The 20954-nt window shown below is 48.5% G+C and carries 16 protein-coding genes; 12 read left to right on the top strand and 4 right to left on the bottom strand.

All coding sequences use genetic code 11. The features are described from left to right. Nucleotides 1–17 precede the first annotated feature (17 nt). Nucleotides 18–1193, top strand: coding sequence for a 2-methylaconitate cis-trans isomerase PrpF (gene prpF / locus F458_RS0110150; RefSeq protein ID WP_018983308.1), 1176 nt, complete (start codon nt 18–20; stop codon nt 1191–1193). Nucleotides 1194–1254: 61 nt separating this feature from the next. Here prpF and F458_RS0110155 read toward each other — a convergent pair whose 3' ends face one another. The 3 genes from F458_RS0110155 to arcB are packed head-to-tail and all read right to left on the bottom strand — an operon-like array spanning nt 1255 to nt 5781. Continuing rightward, nucleotides 1255–2880, bottom strand: a complete 1626-nt coding sequence (locus F458_RS0110155; protein WP_018983309.1) for a PH domain-containing protein — start codon at nt 2878–2880, stop codon at nt 1255–1257. Further along, a complete protein-coding gene (locus tag F458_RS0110160; protein ID WP_018983310.1) occupies nt 2870–3418 on the bottom strand; it encodes a PH domain-containing protein in 549 nt (182 codons plus the stop codon). Before F458_RS0110160 ends, F458_RS0110155 begins: the two co-directional genes overlap by 11 nt. Nucleotides 3419–3420: 2 nt before the next feature. Then, nucleotides 3421–5781 (bottom strand): aerobic respiration two-component sensor histidine kinase ArcB, encoded by a 2361-nt coding sequence (gene arcB, locus F458_RS0110165; protein ID WP_018983311.1) that lies wholly within the window; start codon nt 5779–5781, stop codon nt 3421–3423. 1077 nt (nt 5782–6858) lie between these two features. Here arcB and gltB point away from each other — a divergent pair. The 11 genes from gltB (at nt 6859) to F458_RS0110225 (ending at nt 19666) form a co-directional block, all read left to right on the top strand. Beyond that, nucleotides 6859–11325 (top strand): glutamate synthase large subunit, encoded by a 4467-nt coding sequence (gene gltB / locus F458_RS0110175; RefSeq protein ID WP_018983313.1) that lies wholly within the window; start codon nt 6859–6861, stop codon nt 11323–11325. Nucleotides 11326–11337: 12 nt separating this feature from the next. Next, a complete protein-coding gene (locus F458_RS0110180; RefSeq protein ID WP_018983314.1) occupies nt 11338–12753 on the top strand; it encodes an FAD-dependent oxidoreductase in 1416 nt (471 codons plus the stop codon). A gap of 165 nt (nt 12754–12918) precedes the next feature. After that, on the top strand, nt 12919–13293 hold the full coding sequence (locus F458_RS19375) for a hypothetical protein (RefSeq protein ID WP_018983315.1): 375 nt from the start codon (nt 12919–12921) through the stop codon (nt 13291–13293). Nucleotides 13294–13513: 220 nt separating this feature from the next. After that, entirely contained in the window at nt 13514–14098 is a 585-nt protein-coding gene (locus tag F458_RS0110190; RefSeq protein WP_018983316.1) for a DUF2726 domain-containing protein, read from the top strand. 241 nt (nt 14099–14339) lie between these two features. Further along, nucleotides 14340–15041 (top strand): 5'-methylthioadenosine/adenosylhomocysteine nucleosidase, encoded by a 702-nt coding sequence (locus F458_RS0110195; RefSeq protein WP_018983317.1) that lies wholly within the window; start codon nt 14340–14342, stop codon nt 15039–15041. 11 nt (nt 15042–15052) lie between these two features. Further along, complete coding sequence (locus F458_RS0110200) at nt 15053–16006, top strand: cobalamin biosynthesis protein (RefSeq protein WP_018983318.1); 954 nt, start codon at nt 15053–15055, stop codon at nt 16004–16006. Continuing rightward, entirely contained in the window at nt 15999–16817 is an 819-nt protein-coding gene (locus F458_RS0110205) for a helical backbone metal receptor (protein ID WP_018983319.1), read from the top strand. Before F458_RS0110200 ends, F458_RS0110205 begins: the two co-directional genes overlap by 8 nt. A gap of 50 nt (nt 16818–16867) precedes the next feature. Then, a complete protein-coding gene (locus tag F458_RS0110210; protein WP_018983320.1) occupies nt 16868–17269 on the top strand; it encodes a rhodanese-like domain-containing protein in 402 nt (133 codons plus the stop codon). 119 nt (nt 17270–17388) lie between these two features. Then, complete coding sequence (locus F458_RS0110215; protein ID WP_018983321.1) at nt 17389–17772, top strand: DUF2721 domain-containing protein; 384 nt, start codon at nt 17389–17391, stop codon at nt 17770–17772. Continuing rightward, complete coding sequence (locus F458_RS0110220) at nt 17769–18347, top strand: GNAT family N-acetyltransferase (RefSeq protein WP_018983322.1); 579 nt, start codon at nt 17769–17771, stop codon at nt 18345–18347. Before F458_RS0110215 ends, F458_RS0110220 begins: the two co-directional genes overlap by 4 nt. After that, complete coding sequence (locus F458_RS0110225; protein ID WP_018983323.1) at nt 18344–19666, top strand: NAD(P)/FAD-dependent oxidoreductase; 1323 nt, start codon at nt 18344–18346, stop codon at nt 19664–19666. Before F458_RS0110220 ends, F458_RS0110225 begins: the two co-directional genes overlap by 4 nt. On the opposite strand, the gene tyrS is transcribed toward F458_RS0110225, so the two are convergent. Continuing rightward, nucleotides 19663–20865: a tyrosine--tRNA ligase gene (tyrS, locus tag F458_RS0110230; RefSeq protein ID WP_018983324.1), complete on the bottom strand. Its 1203-nt coding sequence runs from the start codon at nt 20863–20865 to the stop codon at nt 19663–19665. The two genes, F458_RS0110225 and tyrS, sit on opposite strands and share 4 nt — an antisense overlap. Between the last annotated feature and the right edge of the window lie 89 nt (nt 20866–20954).

A 20954-nucleotide genomic window follows, 5' to 3' on the forward strand; every position in this document is an offset into this window, starting at 1 on the left:
TTTGTAAGGAGTATGCCATGGCGCATCAACCTCAAATACAGATCCCGGCCACCTATATGCGCGGCGGCACCAGCAAAGGTGTGTTTTTCAAACTGTCAGACTTACCGGATTATGCCCAGCAGCCTGGTCCGGCCCGGGATAGCATGCTATTGCGTGTTATCGGTAGTCCGGATCCCTATGCCAAACATACTGATGGCATGGGTGGCGCGACATCCAGTACCAGTAAAACCGTTATTTTGTCTGCCAGTGAACGCGACGGCTACGATGTGGACTACCTGTTTGGTCAGGTAGCCATTGATAAACCAGTGGTAGACTGGAGTGGAAACTGCGGTAATTTGACCGCTGCCGTAGGCGCTTTTGCCATTACGAACGGGCTGGTATCTGAAGATAGAATCCCTGAAAACGGCATCGCTGAAATACGTATCTGGCAGGTTAATATACAAAAAGCTATCGTAGCCCATATCCCGGTCACCGATGGTAAAGTACAGGAAACCGGCGATTTTGAATTAGACGGTGTGACATTTCCGGCAGCGGAAGTAAAAATCGAATTTATCGATCCGGCTGATAGCGAAAAAGCATTATTTCCCACCGGCAATTTGGTCGACACCATTGATGTACCTGAATTTGGGGCGATAGAAGCAACGCTCATAAATGCTGGTATACCTACGATTTTTGTTAATGCCAAAGATGTTGGTTACACCGGCACTGAACTTCAGGATGACATAAACAGCGATGCCAGGGCACTGGCGAAATTCGAAAGCTTGCGTGCCCACGGCGCGGTTAAAATGGGCTTAATTAACAATGTAGGCGAGGCAGTCGCTCGCCAGCATACGCCTAAAATTGCTTTTGTGGCGCCGCCGGCTCACTACACGGCCTCTAGCGGCAAACAGATTGGCAGTGATGATACTGACCTTCTGGTACGGGCCCTGTCAATGGGTAAGCTGCATCATGCGATGATGGGCACAGCCGCCGTCGCTATCGGTACTGCCGCCGCGATACAGGGCACCCTGGTGAATCTGGCAGCCGGCGGCAACGAACGTGAATCGGTAGTATTTGGCCATCCTTCCGGCACCCTGAAAGTCGGTGCTAAAGCATCAAAAAACGGAGATCGGTGGGAAGTGGATAAAGCGATTATGAGTCGCAGCGCCCGGGTATTGATGCATGGCTGGGTCCATGTTCCCCCGTCTGACTAAATAGTAAAGGCCGGATAGCGAAAAAATTCGTCCGGCCCTTTTGACGTAGCGCACATCGCTATCACATCCATGATTTGGCACTAACCTCAACTTCCGCCAGCGCGACCCTGGATAAATAACTTATCTGCTTTTGTGTTAAAAACGGTATAGAAACCGTGCCACTGGCCAGAATTAGCCGAATAGTGGCAAGCTTACGACGCCGCATCATTATACTTTGTTGTATGACGACCTGCTGTATCTTGTAAAGTGGTAGTATTTGATAATCCTTGCCCACGATCCCACTGCGTACATACAGATAATTCTTGTCCCGGGCAAAACCCCAGCATCTGAACCTGAGCCATATTACACCACTCAATACTGTTGCTGCACCTAGCGCCACCGCCATAGCCTGCCACTGACCTTGCCAGCCTAATACTACCAGAAGAAAACACAATATCGGCAGCACACGCACGCCTATCATATGCACCAGATAAAACCCTGTTATAGGACTGAAATCACGAGAAAAAGGCTGGCTGGACGGCAAAACCTCTTCGCATAGTGCGCTGGCCTGAGATAGTGTGACAGACGGAACCAGTAACTTATTCGGGGCCATTAATTCCTGCCCCTGTTGGTTGCCGGTTTTGTTTTGTTCAAAAAAGATATTCGCTCGTCGCAGTATACGATCCAACCAGTCTTGTTTTACTGCCACCATCTGCACTCTGGATTGGCGCATACTGACTTCCTGCTGGCTTAGCAAACCGCTTTTTCGTATATAACGATCACCGCTGCGGGTCAGTGTATACCCATAATAAGTCAGCAATGAGCCACCCACAGAAAACAGCGCCATGGCGGCCATGATGATCATAATAATGGTAAAGGCATACAAGCCCCACTGCCACCAGGCAACGCTGGCCGAACCTGCCAGCTGTTCTAACTGAAGGCCCTGTTGTTCCAGCCACTCTCCCACCAACCGAGCCAGATCATCGTAAAATGGCGCCATTGCACCCAATACAATCCAAACCCGGTTATTGGTAATACCATGGATAACCAAATCTTTGACTGAGCGGCGATTGATGACCCGGTCCTCTTTATCTGAAGACTGGTCAGCGGGCTTGCTTACCGATGCATCAGGTGCCGTCTGCGAATTATCGCTAGTTTGCAAAAACTCGTTACGTTCACTAAGAATTTCGGCTCGAAGCCGCGCCGCATACTGCCGGGTAACCGCAACAATTTTTGCTTCTTCTTTGGCAGAGCCTGCAGTATCAAGTATAACCACTGCAAATTGCGTCAGCCGGTAGTAGAAAGGACGCTCCACCTTTATATTCTGAATTCGCCAGAATGGCAGATTGATGTGGCGTCGCCGCAACAGGCCCATTCTGATTTCCACATGGCCATTACGCACACGAAACTGGTAAAACAGGTAGCTGATCAATCCACTGCCTATCATCAATACTAATAAGGCTGCCAGCACGGGAAAGAACCATCTTGTTTGCAAAATGCCTGTAGACTGGGCGCTGATTGCCAAAGCCGGGATAATATACAGCGCATTTTGCACCATGCTTTTAATATTGCTGGCAATAAAATAAAGCACAGCAATGGGTGCCAGCCGCCGCCAACGATTACCGGTAGCAACAGAGATGCGGGTAGTAGCCGACGAACTGCCGGGTTGCTCTATTTTATCCATTTGTGTTGCAACCTCATTTGGCATTAAGCTCTTTATGACTGAGGATGTACTGACGAATGCGCTGGGCATCGTTTAGTCGAAGGCCAGGAATTTCAAAGGTATGTAAAGAACCGCCTGCAGAAAAAACCTGTAATGTGGCCAGATCGACGCTGCGCTCCACGGGCCCCCGTTTAAGTTCAATGTGTTGGATTCTAAGTATCGGCTGGCAGGCAATTTTTCTTAAAAACAGCCCCTGCTGCATCACCAGATCCTGCTCACGCAAACAATATTTGATTTTTTTATCGGCAAAGAAATGATAAATCAAATTAAGACCGCCAAGGCTACAAACACCGGTCACTATGGCCGGGTAGAACGCATTCAGATTAAATGGCACTACCATAAATGTCTGAAAGCGCAAAAAGCTCAATATTGCCACTAAAATTATCACGACTGCTGCGGTAATCGACAGATTCACTACCCGATAACGGGGTGATATTTGAGTAAGCTCCACGTCCATCATATCAGGCAGCGCAGACACATTTATACGACGGTTCTCAAACTCCCACTGATCCTGTTCATTCATCACTAGTCTTCCAATACCTGCTCATTGAGCCATTCATCCAGCGCAATCATGTCATGCTGAACGGCCATCTGCAGCTCTTCCACCCAATCATGAACATTCTGCCACCAGGCGGGATGATCACCCTGCTGAATCTGGTTTGCAATTCGCTGCACCCGGGACAGACCAACAGAGCCTGCTGCACCCTTTATTTTATGCGCCTGCGAGCAAACTTCTGATTTCTCATCTGCGCTGAGACTCAACTGCAATATCTCCATATATTCGGGCATTTTTTCCTGAAATACTTTAACACTGGCCCGGACCATTTCTTCGCCAATAGTATCCACCAGCATCTGCAACAGTTCCATATCCAGAATATTTGACAGTGATTTGTTTGTATCCGGCTTATCGCGCTTTTGCTCAACACCTTCTGGTGTGGGTGCTGCAGGCTCAGCAAACAACAAATTAAAAACTTCAATCACTCTGCTCTTTTTAATCGGCTTGGCGATGACATCGTCCATACCATTTTGCAGATATTCTTCACGTTTTTTAATCACATTCGCGGTCAGCGCTACAATCGGCGTCTGCATCACCAAATCTTCTTCATGTAACACGTTGGCTACATCAAAACCGGTCATATCAGGTAGCTGGATATCCAGCAGAATCAAGTCGTAGGTAGTTTCGCGCGCTTTATCGATGGCTTCCTGACCGGTCATTGCCACATCTACGCTCTGCCCCAGCTTTTCAAGCAACGCTTTGGCAACCATGACATTAAGCTCGATATCCTCGACCAGCAAAATATTAAGATCAGTAACCAGCAATTTTGACGCCTGCATCGGTTTGGTTGAAATCTGCACCGGCAGCTCTATCTCGAACCGGGTGCCTTTATTGACCTCACTGGATACCCGTATTTCTCCATTCATCAGCTCTACCATTTGCGTACAAATAGCCAGCCCGATACCTGTGCCGGTCGCCGATTGATGATTGGGATGATCTACCTGATAGTACATGGCAAAAATTTTGTCTATTTCAGACTCCGGGATCCCCACCCCTGTGTCCTGCACCACATAGGTTACCATGCTGATATCGTTAGCAGGCTCGGTAGCAGACACCTGCAGGCTAATCTCCCCTTTCTGAGTGAATTTGACAGCATTGAACAGAATATTCCATAAGATCTGGCGCAGTCGGGTGCCGTCCACCTCAACCTGGTGCGGTAGCGGCTCATTGATTGTGGTAACCAGTTCCAGCCCCTTATCCGCGGCCAGTAGCCGAATAATACTGGATAATTCTTCGGTGAAATCCCGCAACGAAACAGTTTTAAGACTCAGTTCCAGCTTATCCCGATCCAGTTTATCCAAATCGATTATGTCGTTAAAAATATTACCCAGTGTAATGGCGCTGGCGTAAATCGTACTGACCCAGTTAAACTGCTCTTCCGATAAATCTGTATCCCGCAACATTCGGCTAAGACCCACAATGCCGTTTAGCGGCGTACGCAGTTCGTGGCTAATGGTGGCTATAAAGCGGGTTTTATCGGTGCTGGCTTTGGCGGCTGCGCTTTCTGCCTGTTTTCTTTCGGTCATATCCCGTCCAAACGCGAGCAGCCCCAGCCGATTACCGGCCGCATCGAAAAACGGCACACGTTTCATCTCAAAGTAACGACGGCGGCCATCCGCAAAACGCAGCCACAGATCTTCTGTAATGCTGGCGTTGGTTTCTAATACCTCCTGGTCACTGGCCACTATTTGACTGGCCAGCTCTTCTTCAAAAACATCGTGCAGGGTCAGCCCGACCAACTCTTCTTCGGTTTTGCCGGTTAACAGTTCAGCAATGCGATTACATCCGGCAAACCGCCCTTCTTCATTTCGGTAATAAATAAGGTCAGGCGAGGCATCAATGATAGAGCGCAACAGGGTGGAAAGGCGCCGCGCCTGCTCCTCAGAATAAGATTTATCATCGATTTCTTTTTCTAATTCCTTGAACACCGCCTCACGCTCATTCTGGGCTTGCTTACGCTGCTCAATTTCATGATTCAACTGGCGGATATTGGATTGTAGTTCGCGATTCAAAAATACGTCTTCTTCGCGCAGCCTTTCTAACTGACTGACCACTTCCTTAAGATTGGTCCGGGAATTTTCCAGCTGTTTAACCAGCTCGCTGAAGAAATACAGCACCCAGGGGGCCGACAACAATGTAATGATGATAGCAATAATAAAATCGTCAGGCTGAACACTTTTACCCAGACTGACTCTGACAACGTATGAGCTGCCGAGGGTAAACACCAGGGTAACCAGCACAAATAAGATACTGAGCTTAAGCGTGCCAAAGCGTTTGACAAACTGGGCAATGCGAATAGCCCATGAATCGTTAGGAGAATCCTGATGCATATAACTTTTTTCTCAGATAAAACTGCACGTATCCTAGCAGGTCTTACATACGGAACAAATAACTGACGAGCAGATACTAAAAAATCAATGGACAGTGCACCAAATCGGCGACAGCTGCACTGTGATCACTCATGGCTTGTGCTACGGGGCTGCCAATAATCAATACGCAAATGAACATGTGCCGTCAGGCTTGAGGAATACGTCAGAGAGGAAGTACGGGTAGATGAGGTGCCGGCTGACCCAAATGGTTAGGGTCAACAATCACCGGCAGAGATTATTCAAAACAGCGTAACTGTTAAAAAACCTTAGATAAGTTTTTGATATCGCTTTAGTTATACCCTGGAACTGCGATATCTTCGATTTCTTCTTCATCGTATACATGAATATCAAACATAGCTTCACCTTAAAAATTTCGTCAAATATGAATGTCACAGCCGAGATGGCGGCAGTAGTTATCGTGCATGACGGTCTGGCTACAGAGTTCGCCAATCAACACTTACTGATTACAATGCAAGACCCCGACCATTTTTAACAGGTGCGTAAACAAAATTTAGTGAATCATCAATAACGTTTCAGGGGCCTGCCTGTTCGTTTAAACGTGAATGCAAAAATGTTAAAAAATATGCATTGAATTGTAAATAAACCGTATAAATAATCGAGTGTTGAAGATATTTATTCATCATTAACAAAAAGCTAAATATAGAAAATTAGTATGTTTATACTAAAATAAAGGATGATGCTCGTTATCAGCTTATGTCGTTCTCTTCCCAGAAATAATACAAGCCACTGATTTATTGTATTTTTATTATTTTTCATCATTTAGAACTAAATAGCATGGTTGTTATGAATTGATTTTATCTGCTGATATGGGTATTTTGTACCCCCGCACTGCAATACTGCATAATGATGCGGAGCACATGGCTGGTATCCTCTAATAATAAATAACAATAAAAACAGACACACGCCAAAAAGGGCCACAATTAGCCTGTAAATAATAAGATGTCTGACAACGCTGCACCGCAAGCGCGAACAATGCAGCCTGTACCTTGCCCAGTCGAAGGTTGAAGGAGTTTAGAGATGAGTTTATACAATCCCAATGATTCAAGGGACAACTGTGGGTTTGGGTTAATTGCCCATACACATGGTGAGGCCAGTCATCAGTTGGTAAAAACAGCCATACATGGTCTGGACAGGATGCAACATCGAGGCGGAATTGCTGCCGATGGAAAAACCGGTGACGGCTGCGGCCTTTTGCTTCAAAAACCTGACGCATTTTTTAAGGCCATCGCCAGCGAAAACGGCTGGAAGCTAAGCAAAAAATACGCGGTAGGTATGGTTTTCTTAAGCCAGGATCCGGTGCTAGCGCAGCAAGCCAAGGATGTGTTGAACGAAGAGCTTGAAAAAGAAACGTTAGACGTGCCTGGCTGGCGCGAAGTACCCGTCAATAATGATGTACTTGGCGAATTAGCATTGACCGGCGTGCCCAAAATTGAACAGGTTTTCGTGAACGCCCCGCCAGGATGGCGTAAGCGTGACCTTGAACGCCGCCTTTATATGGTTCGTCGCCGCGCCGAAAAGCGTCTGGAGACAGATCCAGACTTTTATGTAGCCTGCTTATCAAGCCTGGTAACAATTTACAAAGGGCTGGTAATGCCTAAAGATCTGCCTGCGTTTTATGCAGATCTGGCGGATGAACGCATGCAAAGCGCTATTTGCGTATTTCACCAGCGTTTTTCTACCAACACATTACCGCGTTGGCCACTGGCCCAGCCTTTCCGCTTTCTGGCCCACAATGGTGAAATTAATACGATTAAAGGAAACCGTGACTGGGCCAAGGCCCGGACTGGAAAATTCTCCACGCCACTCATTCCTGACTTAAAAGATGCCGCGCCTTATGTGAATTCTGAAGGGTCTGATTCTTCCTCGCTGGATAATATGCTTGAGCTGTTTCTGGCCGGAGGGATGGATTTATTTAGAGCGATGCGTCTGCTAGTGCCGCCCGCTTATCAGAACGACCGTACCATGGACGATAATCTGCGTGCGTTTTACGAATTCAACTCCATGCACATGGAACCCTGGGACGGCCCGGCCGGGATTGTTCTTACTAATGGCCGCCATGTAGCATGTAACCTTGACAGAAACGGGTTGCGCCCCGCCCGTTATGTGATCACCAACGACGGTTTCATTACGCTGGCCTCAGAAGTAGGTATCTGGGATTACCAGGAAGAAAATGTTATTGAGAAGGGCCGGGTTGGGCCCGGTGAAATGTTAGCGGTTGATACTTACAACGGCAAAGTGTGGCGTTCGAATGAAATTGATGATGAGTTAAAAGATCGACATCCGTATCGGGAGTGGCTGGATAAACATATTCGTCATCTGACCCCGGTTGAGGAAGCCGATGCAACACAGATCGGTACCCGTGTATTCGATGATGACACCATGGCCATCTACCACAAGCTGTTTAATTACAGCTACGAAGAAATTCGGCAGGTAATAAAGGTGTTGGCAAAGGATGGGCAGGAAGCAGTAGGTTCAATGGGCGATGACACGCCGATGGCGGTCATGTCTTCGAAAACCCGCACCCTGTATGATTACTTTCGTCAGCAATTCGCACAGGTTACCAACCCGCCAATCGATCCGTTGCGAGAAAATCATGTCATGTCGCTGGCCACCTGCATCGGCCGCGAGCAAAACGTATTTAGCGAAACATCGGGTTACGCCGACCGGGTACTTTTTCAGTCGCCGATTCTGATGTATACCGATCTTAAGCAATTGCGCGAGTTTAATCCGGATAATTATTATTCTGAGATTGTAGAGCTGCAGTATTCTCAGGAAGAAGGGCTTCGTAAAGCTATTGAGCGTATTTGCAATGAAGTGGAATATCTGGTTAAACAGAAAAAAGCCGCGTTTGTTATTCTTTCAGACCGAAATATTCGCAAGAACCGTTTACCGGTACCAGCGGCAATGGCCGTGGGTGCGGTACAGCGTCGGCTGGTGGATAACGCTCTGCGCTGCGACGCAAATATTGTAGTGGAAACCGCCACCACCCGCGATCCCCATCATTATGCCGTACTAATTGGCCTGGGCGCGACCGCGATCTATCCGTTCTTAGCCTACGAAACCATCGAGCAATTGTGTGATAAGGGTGAACTTGATATTTCCGCCATGGACGCCACTATCAACTACCGTAAAGGCATTAACAAAGGCCTTTATAAAATCATGTCCAAGATGGGCATCAGTACCGTGGCAAGCTACCGCTCCGCAAAACTGTTTGAGGCCATTGGTATCAATCAGGAAGTCATGAAACTGTGCTTCGATGGAATCGCCTCACGGATTCAGGGAGCCGGCTTTTCAGACTTCGAACAGGACATTCTTAATCAGGCCCGCGTAGCCTGGTTGAAACGTAAGCCTATTTCACATGGCGGTCTGTTAAAATATGTGCACGATGGCGAGTATCACGCTTATAATCCAGGCGTAGTAATGTCGCTGCAAAAGGCGGTGGTCAGCGGTAAATATGACGACTATCAGGATTATGCCCGTCAGGTCAATGAGCGCGACCCTGCTCACTTGCGGGACTTACTGGCGCTTAATCCTCAAACGGATCCGGTTGATATCAGCGAAGTAGAATCAGCAGAAAATCTGTTCCCACGCTTTGATACCGCAGCAATGTCGATTGGCGCGTTGAGCCCCGAAGCACACGAAGCGCTGGCTATTGCTATGAATCGCCTTGGAGGTCAGTCTAATTCAGGTGAAGGTGGTGAACACCCTTCCCGCTTTGGCACTGAGAAAAACTCAAAAATCAAACAGGTGGCGTCAGGCCGTTTTGGGGTAACGCCTCATTATCTGGTTAATGCCAATGTTATTCAGATTAAAGTTGCCCAGGGCGCTAAACCTGGTGAAGGTGGGCAGTTACCAGGCGATAAGGTTAATCGCTATATTGCCACACTGCGTTTCTCCGTGCCGGGAGTGACCCTGATTTCCCCTCCCCCCCATCATGATATTTATTCGATAGAGGATTTGGCGCAGCTGATATTCGATCTGAAACAGGTCAATCCGGCCGCGTTGATATCGGTGAAACTGGTTTCCGAACCCGGTGTGGGTACCATCGCCACCGGTGTGGCAAAAGCGTACGCCGATCTTATCACCGTCTCAGGGTATGATGGCGGTACAGGTGCCAGTCCACTGACGTCTGTAAAATATGCCGGCAGTCCGTTTGAGCTGGGCCTGGCAGAAACACAGCAGGCGCTGGTGGAAAACGGGCTGCGTCACAAAGTTCGTCTGCAAACCGATGGCGGTCTGAAGACTGGCCTTGATGTAGTCAAAGCCGCCTGTCTGGGCGCCGAAAGCTTCGGTTTTGGTACCGGCCCCATGGTGGCTCTGGGTTGCAAATATCTAAGGATTTGCCATCTGAATAATTGCGCCACCGGGGTTGCCACGCAAGATGAAAAATTGCGTGAGGAACATTTTATCGGGTTGCCCGAAATGGTGATGAACTATTTCAGGTTCATCGCACAGGAAGTCAGAGAAATTATGGCCTCCTTAGGGGTCACCAAGTTTGACGATCTGGTAGGACGAACTGATTTACTTAAAATGCTCGATGGCATTTCAGCTAAACAGAATCGTCTTGACTTGTCGCCACTACTGGCGATGCCCCACCCGGGTGAACATACGCGGCTGTTTAACTCGCAGACGACGAACCAACCCATGGATAAAGGCGAACTAAACGCACGATTATTTAAAGATGGTCAGCAGGCTGTGCACGATGCCAGTGGTATTTACCTGCACTATCCTATCCGTAACACTGACCGCTCAGTGGGTGCGCTGTTATCTGGCGAGATCGCCAAGGTTCATGGCAATCAGGATATGGAAGACAAGCCAATACAAATTCAGTTTACCGGTACGGCGGGCCAGAGTTTCGGCGTCTGGAATGCTGGCGGTCTGCATATGCGCATAGAAGGTGACGCCAACGACTATGTAGGTAAAGGAATGACCGGTGGAAAACTGGTTATTTACCCCAAACGCGGAATTACCTTTGATGCGCCGAACAGCGCGATTATGGGTAATACCTGCCTGTACGGAGCCACCGGCGGTAAATTATTTGCTGCCGGCCGCGCCGGCGAACGCTTTGGGGTGCGTAACTCCGGGGCCATTGCTGTGGTTGAAGGCTGTGGTGATAATGGCTGCGAATACATGACAGGTGGCATTGTGGCTGTGTTAGGTAAGATCGGCGTGAATTTTGGTGCCGGTATGACCGGTGGGTTTGCTTATCTGCTTGATACGGAAAACGATCTGGCTGACCGTGTTAACGACGAGCTAGTCGAGATTATGGAAGTGGCCGATAAGAACATTTTAGTTGAGCATCTGCGTGGGCTAATCAATCAGCACTACGAGGAAACGGGAAGTGAGCACTCATTAAACCTGCTTACGGATTTTGCCGGTACCCTTGAAAAAATAAAGCTTATTAAGCCCAAAACCAGTGACGTGAAAAATTTGCTGGGCCATATCAGCCGTTCCAGCGATGAACTTCGCATTCAGGCGCAGTAGGAGGTATGACACATGGCTAAAAATGTTTATCAGTTTGTGGACGTTGAACGTATCGATCCGCCCAAGAAGCCCATTCAGGTTCGTAAATCTGAATTTGCAGAAATTTATCAGCCGCTGAGCCAGTCGCAGACAGAAGGTCAGGCAGACCGCTGTCTGGATTGCGGAAACCCCTATTGTGAGTGGAAATGCCCGGTGCATAACTACATTCCGCAGTGGTTGGATCTGGCTAACGAAGGGCGGATTATAGAAGCTGCTGAGCTTTCTCATAAAACCAACAGCCTGCCTGAGGTATGCGGTCGGGTATGTCCTCAGGATCGATTGTGTGAGGGCGACTGTACCCTTAATGACGAATTCGGTGCCGTCACTATCGGTAGTATTGAAAAATATATTACTGATACCGCTTTTAAAATGGGCTGGCGACCGGATATGTCCCATGTCGAGTGGACCGATAAGAAAGTTGCTGTCATTGGCGCCGGACCGGCAGGTCTTGCGTGTGCTGATATCTTAGTCCGCAATGGCGTTAAGCCTGTTGTATACGATAAATACGAGGAAATCGGCGGGCTGCTCACTTTCGGTATACCGTCGTTCAAACTCGAAAAGGACGTGGTCAAACTGCGCCGTGAAATTTTCACCGAAATGGGCGTTGAGTTTGTTCTGAACACAGAAATAGGCAAAGACATCACCATCGAAGAGCTTATGGCGCAGTATGACTCGGTGTTTTTGGGAATGGGCACATATAAGGCCATGCAGGGTGGCTTTGAACATGAGCACGTTGAAGGTGTCCACGAAGCGCTACCATTTTTGATTGCCAACACCAACCGCGTCATGGGCCTTGAGAAAGATCCCGCGGATTTTATCGATATGAAAGATAAAACCGTGGTGGTCCTGGGCGGTGGTGACACCACCATGGATTGTGTTCGCACATCCATTCGTCAGGGTGCGAAAAAAGTCATTTGTGCTTACCGCCGGGACGAAGCAAGTATGCCCGGTTCCCGCAAAGAGGTCGTCAATGCGCGGGAGGAAGGTGTCGAATTCCGTTTTAACCTTCAGCCTCAGGATATTGCTGTTGACGAAAACCGCAGGGCAAAGGGCGTAAGACTGGTAAAAACAGAAATGGGGCCGCCGGATGTTAACGGGCGTCGACGTCCTGTCGAGATAGCAGGGTCTGAACATATACTGGAAGCCGACGTTGTGATCATCGCGTTCGGATTTCAGCCAAGCCCGGCCAGCTGGTTTGCCGACCACGGCATTATTCTGGATGAAAAAGGCCGGGTCAGAGCCCCTTCCAAAGGTAAGTTTGCCTACCAGACTGCTAATCCGAAGATATTTGCCGGTGGCGATATGGTGCGTGGTTCCGATTTAGTAGTCACCGCCATTGATGAAGGCCGTAAAGCGGCCGGCGGCATTTTAGACTATCTGGGCGTATAATCCCTTTAAAAAAAGCTGCGACAGTTCATCTCGCAGCTTTTTTCTTTCCTTTGCAATACGCTAATATCATTTAGCATACCTAATAATCCCCTTGTTCAGTTGCTGCTCAATGACGGCAAACCTATAGTAGTCAGGTGCATTAATTAAACAAAGAAACGGGTAATTATGAAGTTTTTAGGTGCGTTGACACTCTCTGCATTTTTTGCAGTTTCATTCTCCTCTAACGCCAATAGCAGCCAACCGGATACCGCCGCTTGCCCGGGCGATTTTTACAGCATTACCATGCCTGGCGATGCGATGCAGTGCCAGCGTTTTGACGATAATATGCCAGCATCGTTAGTCTTTCATACACCCATGGATAATCAGCAAATTATTGACTGGTATCAGCAGGCTATGCCTGAACTTGATGTGATTAGTCAATTTAACGGACGGGTCGTGCTGGCAGCGCAGCAAAACAATATTCGCGTGGTTATTTCGCCGGATAATACAGGCTCCCAAATTGATTTATTAGTCATAGACACTCTGCTAGCCCGCCAGTAAGTCCAGTATTAGTCTGGCGTTACCAACATTGCGTCCCAACCGCATGGTAACGCCAGCGTTTTTTCACTGAATTCCGTTTCTTCCCCAACGCTTTTTTCTTTCTGTTTATAACGTCTGTTTTTAGATTGGCACCACCTTTGCAAATACCTGTTTGAAGATGATTTTTTTCATGCACGTGTCAGAAAACCGACACTTTTGCATACTTTGTCGAGGATTTGTTATGGAACTGGCTATAATTCTTATGATGTTGCTGATTGTGGTGGCCGCAGGTGCCATTAAACTGTCAGACGGTGGTGTGGCATTCCCCTTTAAACGCAGACAACAGCTTTTCACGCCTGTTGAACATACTTTTTTGAACCTGATTGAACAGTCAATGGGCCGGGAGTTTCGCATTCTTTGTCGGGTACGTCTTTGCGATGTCCTGTCGGTGCGGCAGAATACATCTAAAAAACAAGCAAGCGCGGCCCTCGCCCGTGCCTCTTCCCGTCAATTGGACTTCATTTTGTGCGATAAAGAAGATATGACACCGGTGCTTGCAGTGGACCTTGTGCATAATGCCGGTAAAGAAGGATATAAAACCCAGCGTGACTGGTTTGTGTCAGGTTCACTGGACGCCGCCGGGATCCCCCACGCCCGTATTAAGGTGAAGTCCGGCTATACAGTGGAAGAGATCCGCGAATGTCTGGAAACCAAACTCATCCCTTATCGGCGCAAACAAAATAAGCTGGCTCAGGTACCCTCCTACAATCCTGTAACACCGAAGCGGCCAACCCGCCCGGTGCGTTCCAGCCGCGCTGCTGCATAACGGTTTACGGGAAGTCACACGCCCCCAGTGTGGCTTCCTATCTTTTTACGCCTGTAAGTCTCTCTGATACTGTCAGATTTATTCTGTGATGTTATATGCACTCAGGGCTATTCTTGCGCTCAGGGCTATTCTTGCGCTCAGGGCTATTCTTCCGCTCAGGGCTGTCAGTTGTTGCCGATTCGTATTACCATATTTGTCACTTTTTTCATTTACGCTCCGAGCGTCTTAAGAACGTTAAATTATGTCAAAAATTGGAATCCTTGGTGCCATGGATCAGGAAGTGGCCCTGCTTAAATCATCTCTTGAAAACCTTTCCACCCAAAGGTGGCATCATCTGACCTTTTATGAGGGCTCGCTGCACGGGCAGGATATTGTGCTGGTCAAATGCGGCATCGGGAAAGTTGCGGCGACGATGGCAACCACGGCATTAATAGAGCGCTTTGCGCCAGATTATGTCGTCAATACCGGCTCAGCAGGTGGCTTTGATAGCGAACTGCGTATCGGCGATGTGGTCATCGGGTCCGCTCTGGTTCATCATGATGTGGACCTGACATTTTTCGGCTATGCGCCCGGCCAGTGTGCTGGGGATATGCCCGCAGTTTATGAGTGCGATCCCCGATTGATTAATGCGGCTAAATCGGCCACCAGCCAGTTGGAAAATGTTGCTTATAAAACCGGGCTCATCTGCACCGGCGATGCCTTTATCGGTAGTGATGAAGCAGCAGATAAAATACGCGCCACCTATACCGATATGAAGGCTTGTGAAATGGAAGGAGCTGCTATTGCACAAACCTGTCATTTGCTTGGCACCCCCTGTCTGGTTATTCGTTCGTTATCCGATATTGCCGGAAAAACTTCCACCGTATCCTTTGAGGAATACCTGGACACAGCTGCCAAAAATTCGGCACAACTGGTCATGGGTATGGTAGCGGCTCTCGCCTGAACTGACTCAGCGTGGACGCTGCATTTCATACCATGCCCCTGCAAACGCTGATTATATTATTAGTCAGCGTATTGTCGGATGCTGTCTGGCGATGGCCAGCGGCCTATCATCCGCTCACATTAATAAGGTATATGGCCGAAACCATGGCCGCAAAAGTGCGTCCGGCAAAGACCGACCCTGCTACCCAGCATTATATTTCCGGTAGCCTGGGGCCGGCGTTACTGATTATACCGCTGGCCCTTCTGCTAGCTAATCTTATAGCTCTGGCAGAGTATCCCTGGTTTTTCGAAGCACTGATTATACTGACGTTATTGGATTTTGGGCATGACCGTACTCATTATAAACACGTCGTCAAAGCGTTGGCCGGAAATAAAAAGGTGTTGGCGAGAGACCACGCTGCAAAATTTATGGCCCGTGATACGCAGCGCCTTTCAGATATTGGCGTAGCAAAAGCCAGTATTGAGGCTCTGTTATTGCGCTTTTTAATCCTCTATTGTGGGATAATTTTCTGGTTTGTGGCAGTGGGACCGATAACAGCGCTATGTTACCGCCTTGTCATCGCTGTCAGCTGGCAGTGGCACTACAAACGACCAGGGTTTTCGCTGTTTGCCAAACCCGCTCGGTTGCTCAGTAAACTTGCCAGCCTACCGGGAGCGCTTTTAGGTATTATTGTGGTGGCACTGGTGACTAACCCTTTTACAGCCACCGCAGCATTCTGGCGGGCGCCAGCCAGGGATCTCACTTCCCGTATACTGGCAGCTTTTGGTGCTGCTATGGGGTTTAGAGTGGGCGGCCCGGCTATCTATCACGGAATTAAATATCGTCATACCCGGGTCGGAGGAAATCGGGAAGTCCGTTTTTCTGATATGACTTACAGCTACCGAGCTATATTACGCGCAATGGTATTACTGGCATCGCTAACCAGCCTGCTGCTGCTCATCTTATGGAAAACAGTATATGTATAGTAACCGTAAAATCTGGTGCCTGGTGCTAGTATGCTGGACATGGTCCGCGTCGGCTAAAACCATTGTAAGCCTGTCACCTCATCTTACCGAGTGGGTATACAGCCTTAAGCAAGAGCAAAATCTATTAGCCGTAAGTTCACACAGTGATTTTCCACCTCAGGCAGCAAACCTTCCGGTGGTGGCAGATGCCCATGGTGCAAATATCAAAGCCATAGTTAAATTAAATCCCGATATTATTCTGGCTTGGCGTGGCGGTAATAAGCCGCAGGATATTGCCCGACTTGAGCAGCTGGGGTTTAGCGTATTTGAGTCACAGCCGCAGTTGCCTTCCGATATAAGTAATGAATTACGTTCATTAGGGCGAATTTTAGGTGCGCAGCAACAAGCCCGGAAACTAACCAAACAATTTGATCAACAACTAAGTCAGTTAACGGCTCAGTATCGTGAAGTCCCGCCTGTCACAGCTTTCTATTATCTGTGGACAGCGCCCCTGATGAGTGTAGGAGAAAAAGCCTGGGCCAGCCGCCTGCTTTCACAATGTAATATAAGCACGCTGTTCGCCGACTCACCGGTGGACTATCCGCAGGTGTCAGTACAGGAAGTGATTCGGCGTCAACCACAGGTATTAGTTGCTGCGACCAGCCGTTCTCTGGCGACAGAGCAGGCTTTTTGGCAATCTCATGCAGATGCACTGGATGTGCCGGTATTGAGGGTAAACCCGGACATTTTCAGCCGTTTTACACTGCGCCTGGCCCCTGCTTTGAAAAAGCTGTGTGCGAAAATTCACGCAACTCGTTTCTATGCTGAATAGCGGTTACTATATGCTAAGTAGTTTGAATTTTTTTAGTTAATGGCCGCAGTATGAAATCTGTTATTACGTTCACTATTTTAATAATCTTGATGTTTCTGTCAGGCTGCGACAGCCAGGCTGTCCAGGCAAAGCCAGTGGCGCAGGATACAGCGTCATTCTTGATGAAAAAAGTTCAGAACGATGAGTGGCTTTTGATTGACGTACGCTCACCACAAGAATTTGCTCAAGGCCATATTCCTGGTGCCATAAATATGCCTCATAACGAAATAACCGTATTTATCGAACAACTAGAGGGCGAGCAACCAAAACCAATTGTGGTGTACTGCCGCTCCGGACGACGGGCCATGCTGGCAGCAGAAATACTTAAAAAAAATAATTTTCCGGATGTCCGTCATCTTGAGGGCGACATGATGGGCTGGTCAGCAGCGGGGCTGCCCATAGACAGAATGTAGCGCTGGACAGGTTTTCGGTCGCAATTTTTTGGTTTATTCTGACCAGGTGACATATCCGGTGTCGAGATGCACTGACTTATTTGCTACCATAAGTTTTTTTGCAGGCCGCACGCATTCTGATGACCATTGATATTGCCACCCCCGCCATGTTGTTTCCGGCGATCTCTTTACTGCTTCTTGCCTATACTAACCGGTTTTTAACACTGGCCAGTATTATTCGAAATTTTTCCAAGGAGAAATGGGATGAAAATACTGAAGCCCAGATTCAGAATTTGCGTCAGCGCATTCAGTTCATCAAACGGATGCAAATTGCCGGCGTAGTAAGTTTTTTTCTCTGCGTACTATCTATGTTAGCCATATATCTGACGTATCAGATTGTGGGAAACTGGATTTTTGCCGCCAGTCTCATTTGTCTGTTGTATTCGTTATGGATGTCGGTCAGAGAAATTCTGATTTCTGTTGAAGCACTGGATGTGCATTTAAACGGGATTAAAACCAAGTGAGTAAAACCGAATCGGTTATTGATTACGCCCTGCTGGCACCGGAGCATTTTGACGGAGTAGTGAGACTGGGCAACCAGGTTCACGGGGACAACTACCTGAGTCATCAGAGCCTGCATCAAATGTATGAAAAAAGCTTTCATGATGCGGTTAACGCCAGCTGGGTGGCAATTGCTAACCAACAGGTAGTTGGTTTCAGGTTGACTTATGCCCATTCTCAGTGGGAGCCTGATGAATGGTGTACACCGGCCGCATGGCCAGTACCAGCAGACAAGGTTTGCTATTTCAAATGCAACACCGTTGCGCCAGACAGACAAGGCCTGGGGATTGGCAGCGAAATGTTACAGCGTGCTATTGCATCTGCCCATACACAAGGGGCACAAGCGGGGTTAGCGCATATCTGGCTGGCCAGCCCCGGCAATAGTGCCTACAAGTATTTTAAGAAAAATGGTGGTGAGCTTATCCAAAAACATCCCGATAAATGGCGCCATGAGGCGCTTTATGATGGCTATGATTGCCCTGTCTGTGAGGGCCTGTGCCAGTGTGAAGCAGCGGAGATGTTGCTGCGCTTTTCATGAACTTTGACCCGTTAACAGATTCCGGTGTCTCACCTGCGGACAGTCTGCCGCCCACTTATTGGCACGATACTGTCACCGCCCCGCCCTACTTACCACTTGAACAGGATTTTACCACCGACTATCTGGTTATCGGAGGTGGCTACACCGGTATTTCTGCGGCCCTTACCCTGGCCCAGAGTAATGCTGGCTCGGTAACTGTGATTGACAGTCATTCTCCTGGCTTTGGTTGCGCTGGACGCAATGCAGGCTTTGTGTTGTCCGGCAGTGGCAGACTGGGGCCTCTTGCCTTACAAAAGCGGTTTGGTATGCCAGTAGCGCAGCATATACAGGCAGAGTTTGATGGCGCAGTGAGTGACCTGCTGGCGCGCGTACAGGCATATAACATCGATTGTGATCTCACCCCGGGGCCCTATTACAAGCTGGCACACACGGCAGAACAGGCGCAAGCGCAAGCCGCTAATGCAACGGCGCTTGCGCATCAGTTTCAACAGCCGGTTACCGCATTAAACCGTAGCCAGCTACACAGTGAATTGCCAGTGCAGGGTTTTTACGGTGCCACGCGCCAACCCGGCTATACGCTGAATCCTTTAAAACTCATTGTGGGCCTGGCAGAGACTGCCAAAGCAAGGGGGGTGAATATTTTTGGCGCATCACCGGCAACCGCAATAACCCGATCTAACGACGGTTATACAATTGCTACGCCAGGCGGCACAATAAAAGCAGGAACAGTGCTTATCGCCAGCAATGCCTACAGCAATAAAAAACTCCATCCGATGGTTAATAAGCGGCAGTTTCCGGTGCAATCGAGCATTCTGGTTACTGAACCGCTAACGCAGACACAGTGTGTGCAAACCGGCTTGAACCGCGCCGTTTCCATGATGGATACACGCAAGATGAAATATTATTATCGACTGCTGCCAGATAATCGCTTGTTGTTCGGCGGGCGGGGTGAAGTGGCCGGTAAAAATGCACATCGGGGCCAGGCAAGATTGCATCAGGCAATGGCTGACAGTTTTCCCGCCTTGCGCGATAAAACCGTGAGCCACTTCTGGAGTGGCTGGGTATCAGTATCTATGGACAGCCTCCCTCGCGTATTTTTTGATTATGAAGCTCAGATTGGTTACGCCATGGGATACTGCGGCGCAGGGGTATCATTTGCCAACATGGCCGGCCGTCGATTGGCCCAGCAGGCAACCGGGCAGCCCGTCGACAGTTCTTTACCACTGTATAATAGTCCGTTGCCGCGTTTCCCGCTGGCAAGTCTGCGCCGCACGGCACTGCGCGCCCTGTATAGCTGGGCACGCATAACAGAGCGTTAAACGGTAACGGTCACCCGGGCAAATTTACGTTTACCTACCTGATAAACCGCTTCGCCCGGCTCGGTGATTTGCAGTCGCGTATCCGACACTTTCTCACCATCGATTTTCACCGCGCCCTGTTTGATCATGCGCATTGCATCTGAAGTAGATCCTACCAGACCAGCGTGTTTTAATAAATTTCCAATAGCCAACGCACCATCTTCAAGCGCCAGCGTAAGTTCTGGCATTTCATCCGGAATAGCGTTTTTCTGGAAGCGCTGCACAAAATCCTGATAGGCATCTTCTGCCGACTCCTCACTATGAAAACGCGCAATAATTTCTCTGGCCAGCAGAATTTTAATATCCCGCGGATTTTCACCCTCTTCGACCCGCATTTTCAGATTAGTCACTTCATCCAGTGGTCGGAAACTTAGTAGCTCGAAGTAACGCCACATGAGCTCATCAGAAATCGACATGATTTTGCCAAACATTTCGTTGGGGGTATCGGTAATTCCAATATAGTTATTCAACGATTTTGACATCTTCTGCACACCATCAAGACCTTCTAACAGTGGCACCATGACTGTAGTCTGAGGTTTCTGGCCATTTTCTTTCTGTAACTCGCGCCCCATCAGCAAATTAAAGCGTTGATCGGTGCCGCCCAGTTCCACGTCTGCTTCTAGTGCAACAGAATCCCAGCCCTGTACCAGAGGATACAAAAACTCATGTATGGCAATAGCCTGACCGTTGTTATAACGCTTTTTAAAGTCATCCCGCTCCAGCATACGGGCAACGGTCTGACTGGCGGCAAGCTTGATCATGCCGGCAGCGCCCAGTGCATCCATCCACTCTGAGTTAAAGCGAATTTCCGTTAGTTCCGGGTCAAGAATTTTGAAAACCTGTTCTTTATACGTTTGCGCATTCTCCAATACCTGTTCTTTGCTCAGGGGCTTGCGCGTCGCATTTTTACCTGTAGGATCACCAATAAGCCCGGTGAAATCACCGATCAGAAAAACAACCTTATGACCAAACTGTTGGAACACACGAAGTTTGTTAATCAACACCGTGTGGCCTAAGTGCAGATCTGGCGCAGTGGGATCAAATCCCGCTTTTATTGTCAGTGTTTTGCCCGATTGCAGTTTCTCTTTGAGATCCTCTTCGGGAAGAATTTCATCTGTGCCTCGTTTTATTTCAGCGAAAGCGGTTTGCCAGTCACTCATCGGTTTTTCCACACGTTTGTCATGTTCGGTTTAATCAGGGCGAGCATTTTACGCATGTGAGTGAACCAATGAAAGGTTTACGCATCAAA

Source organism: Salinimonas chungwhensis DSM 16280, assembly GCF_000378185.1.
Taxonomy (GTDB): Bacteria; Pseudomonadota; Gammaproteobacteria; order Enterobacterales; family Alteromonadaceae; genus Alteromonas; species Alteromonas chungwhensis.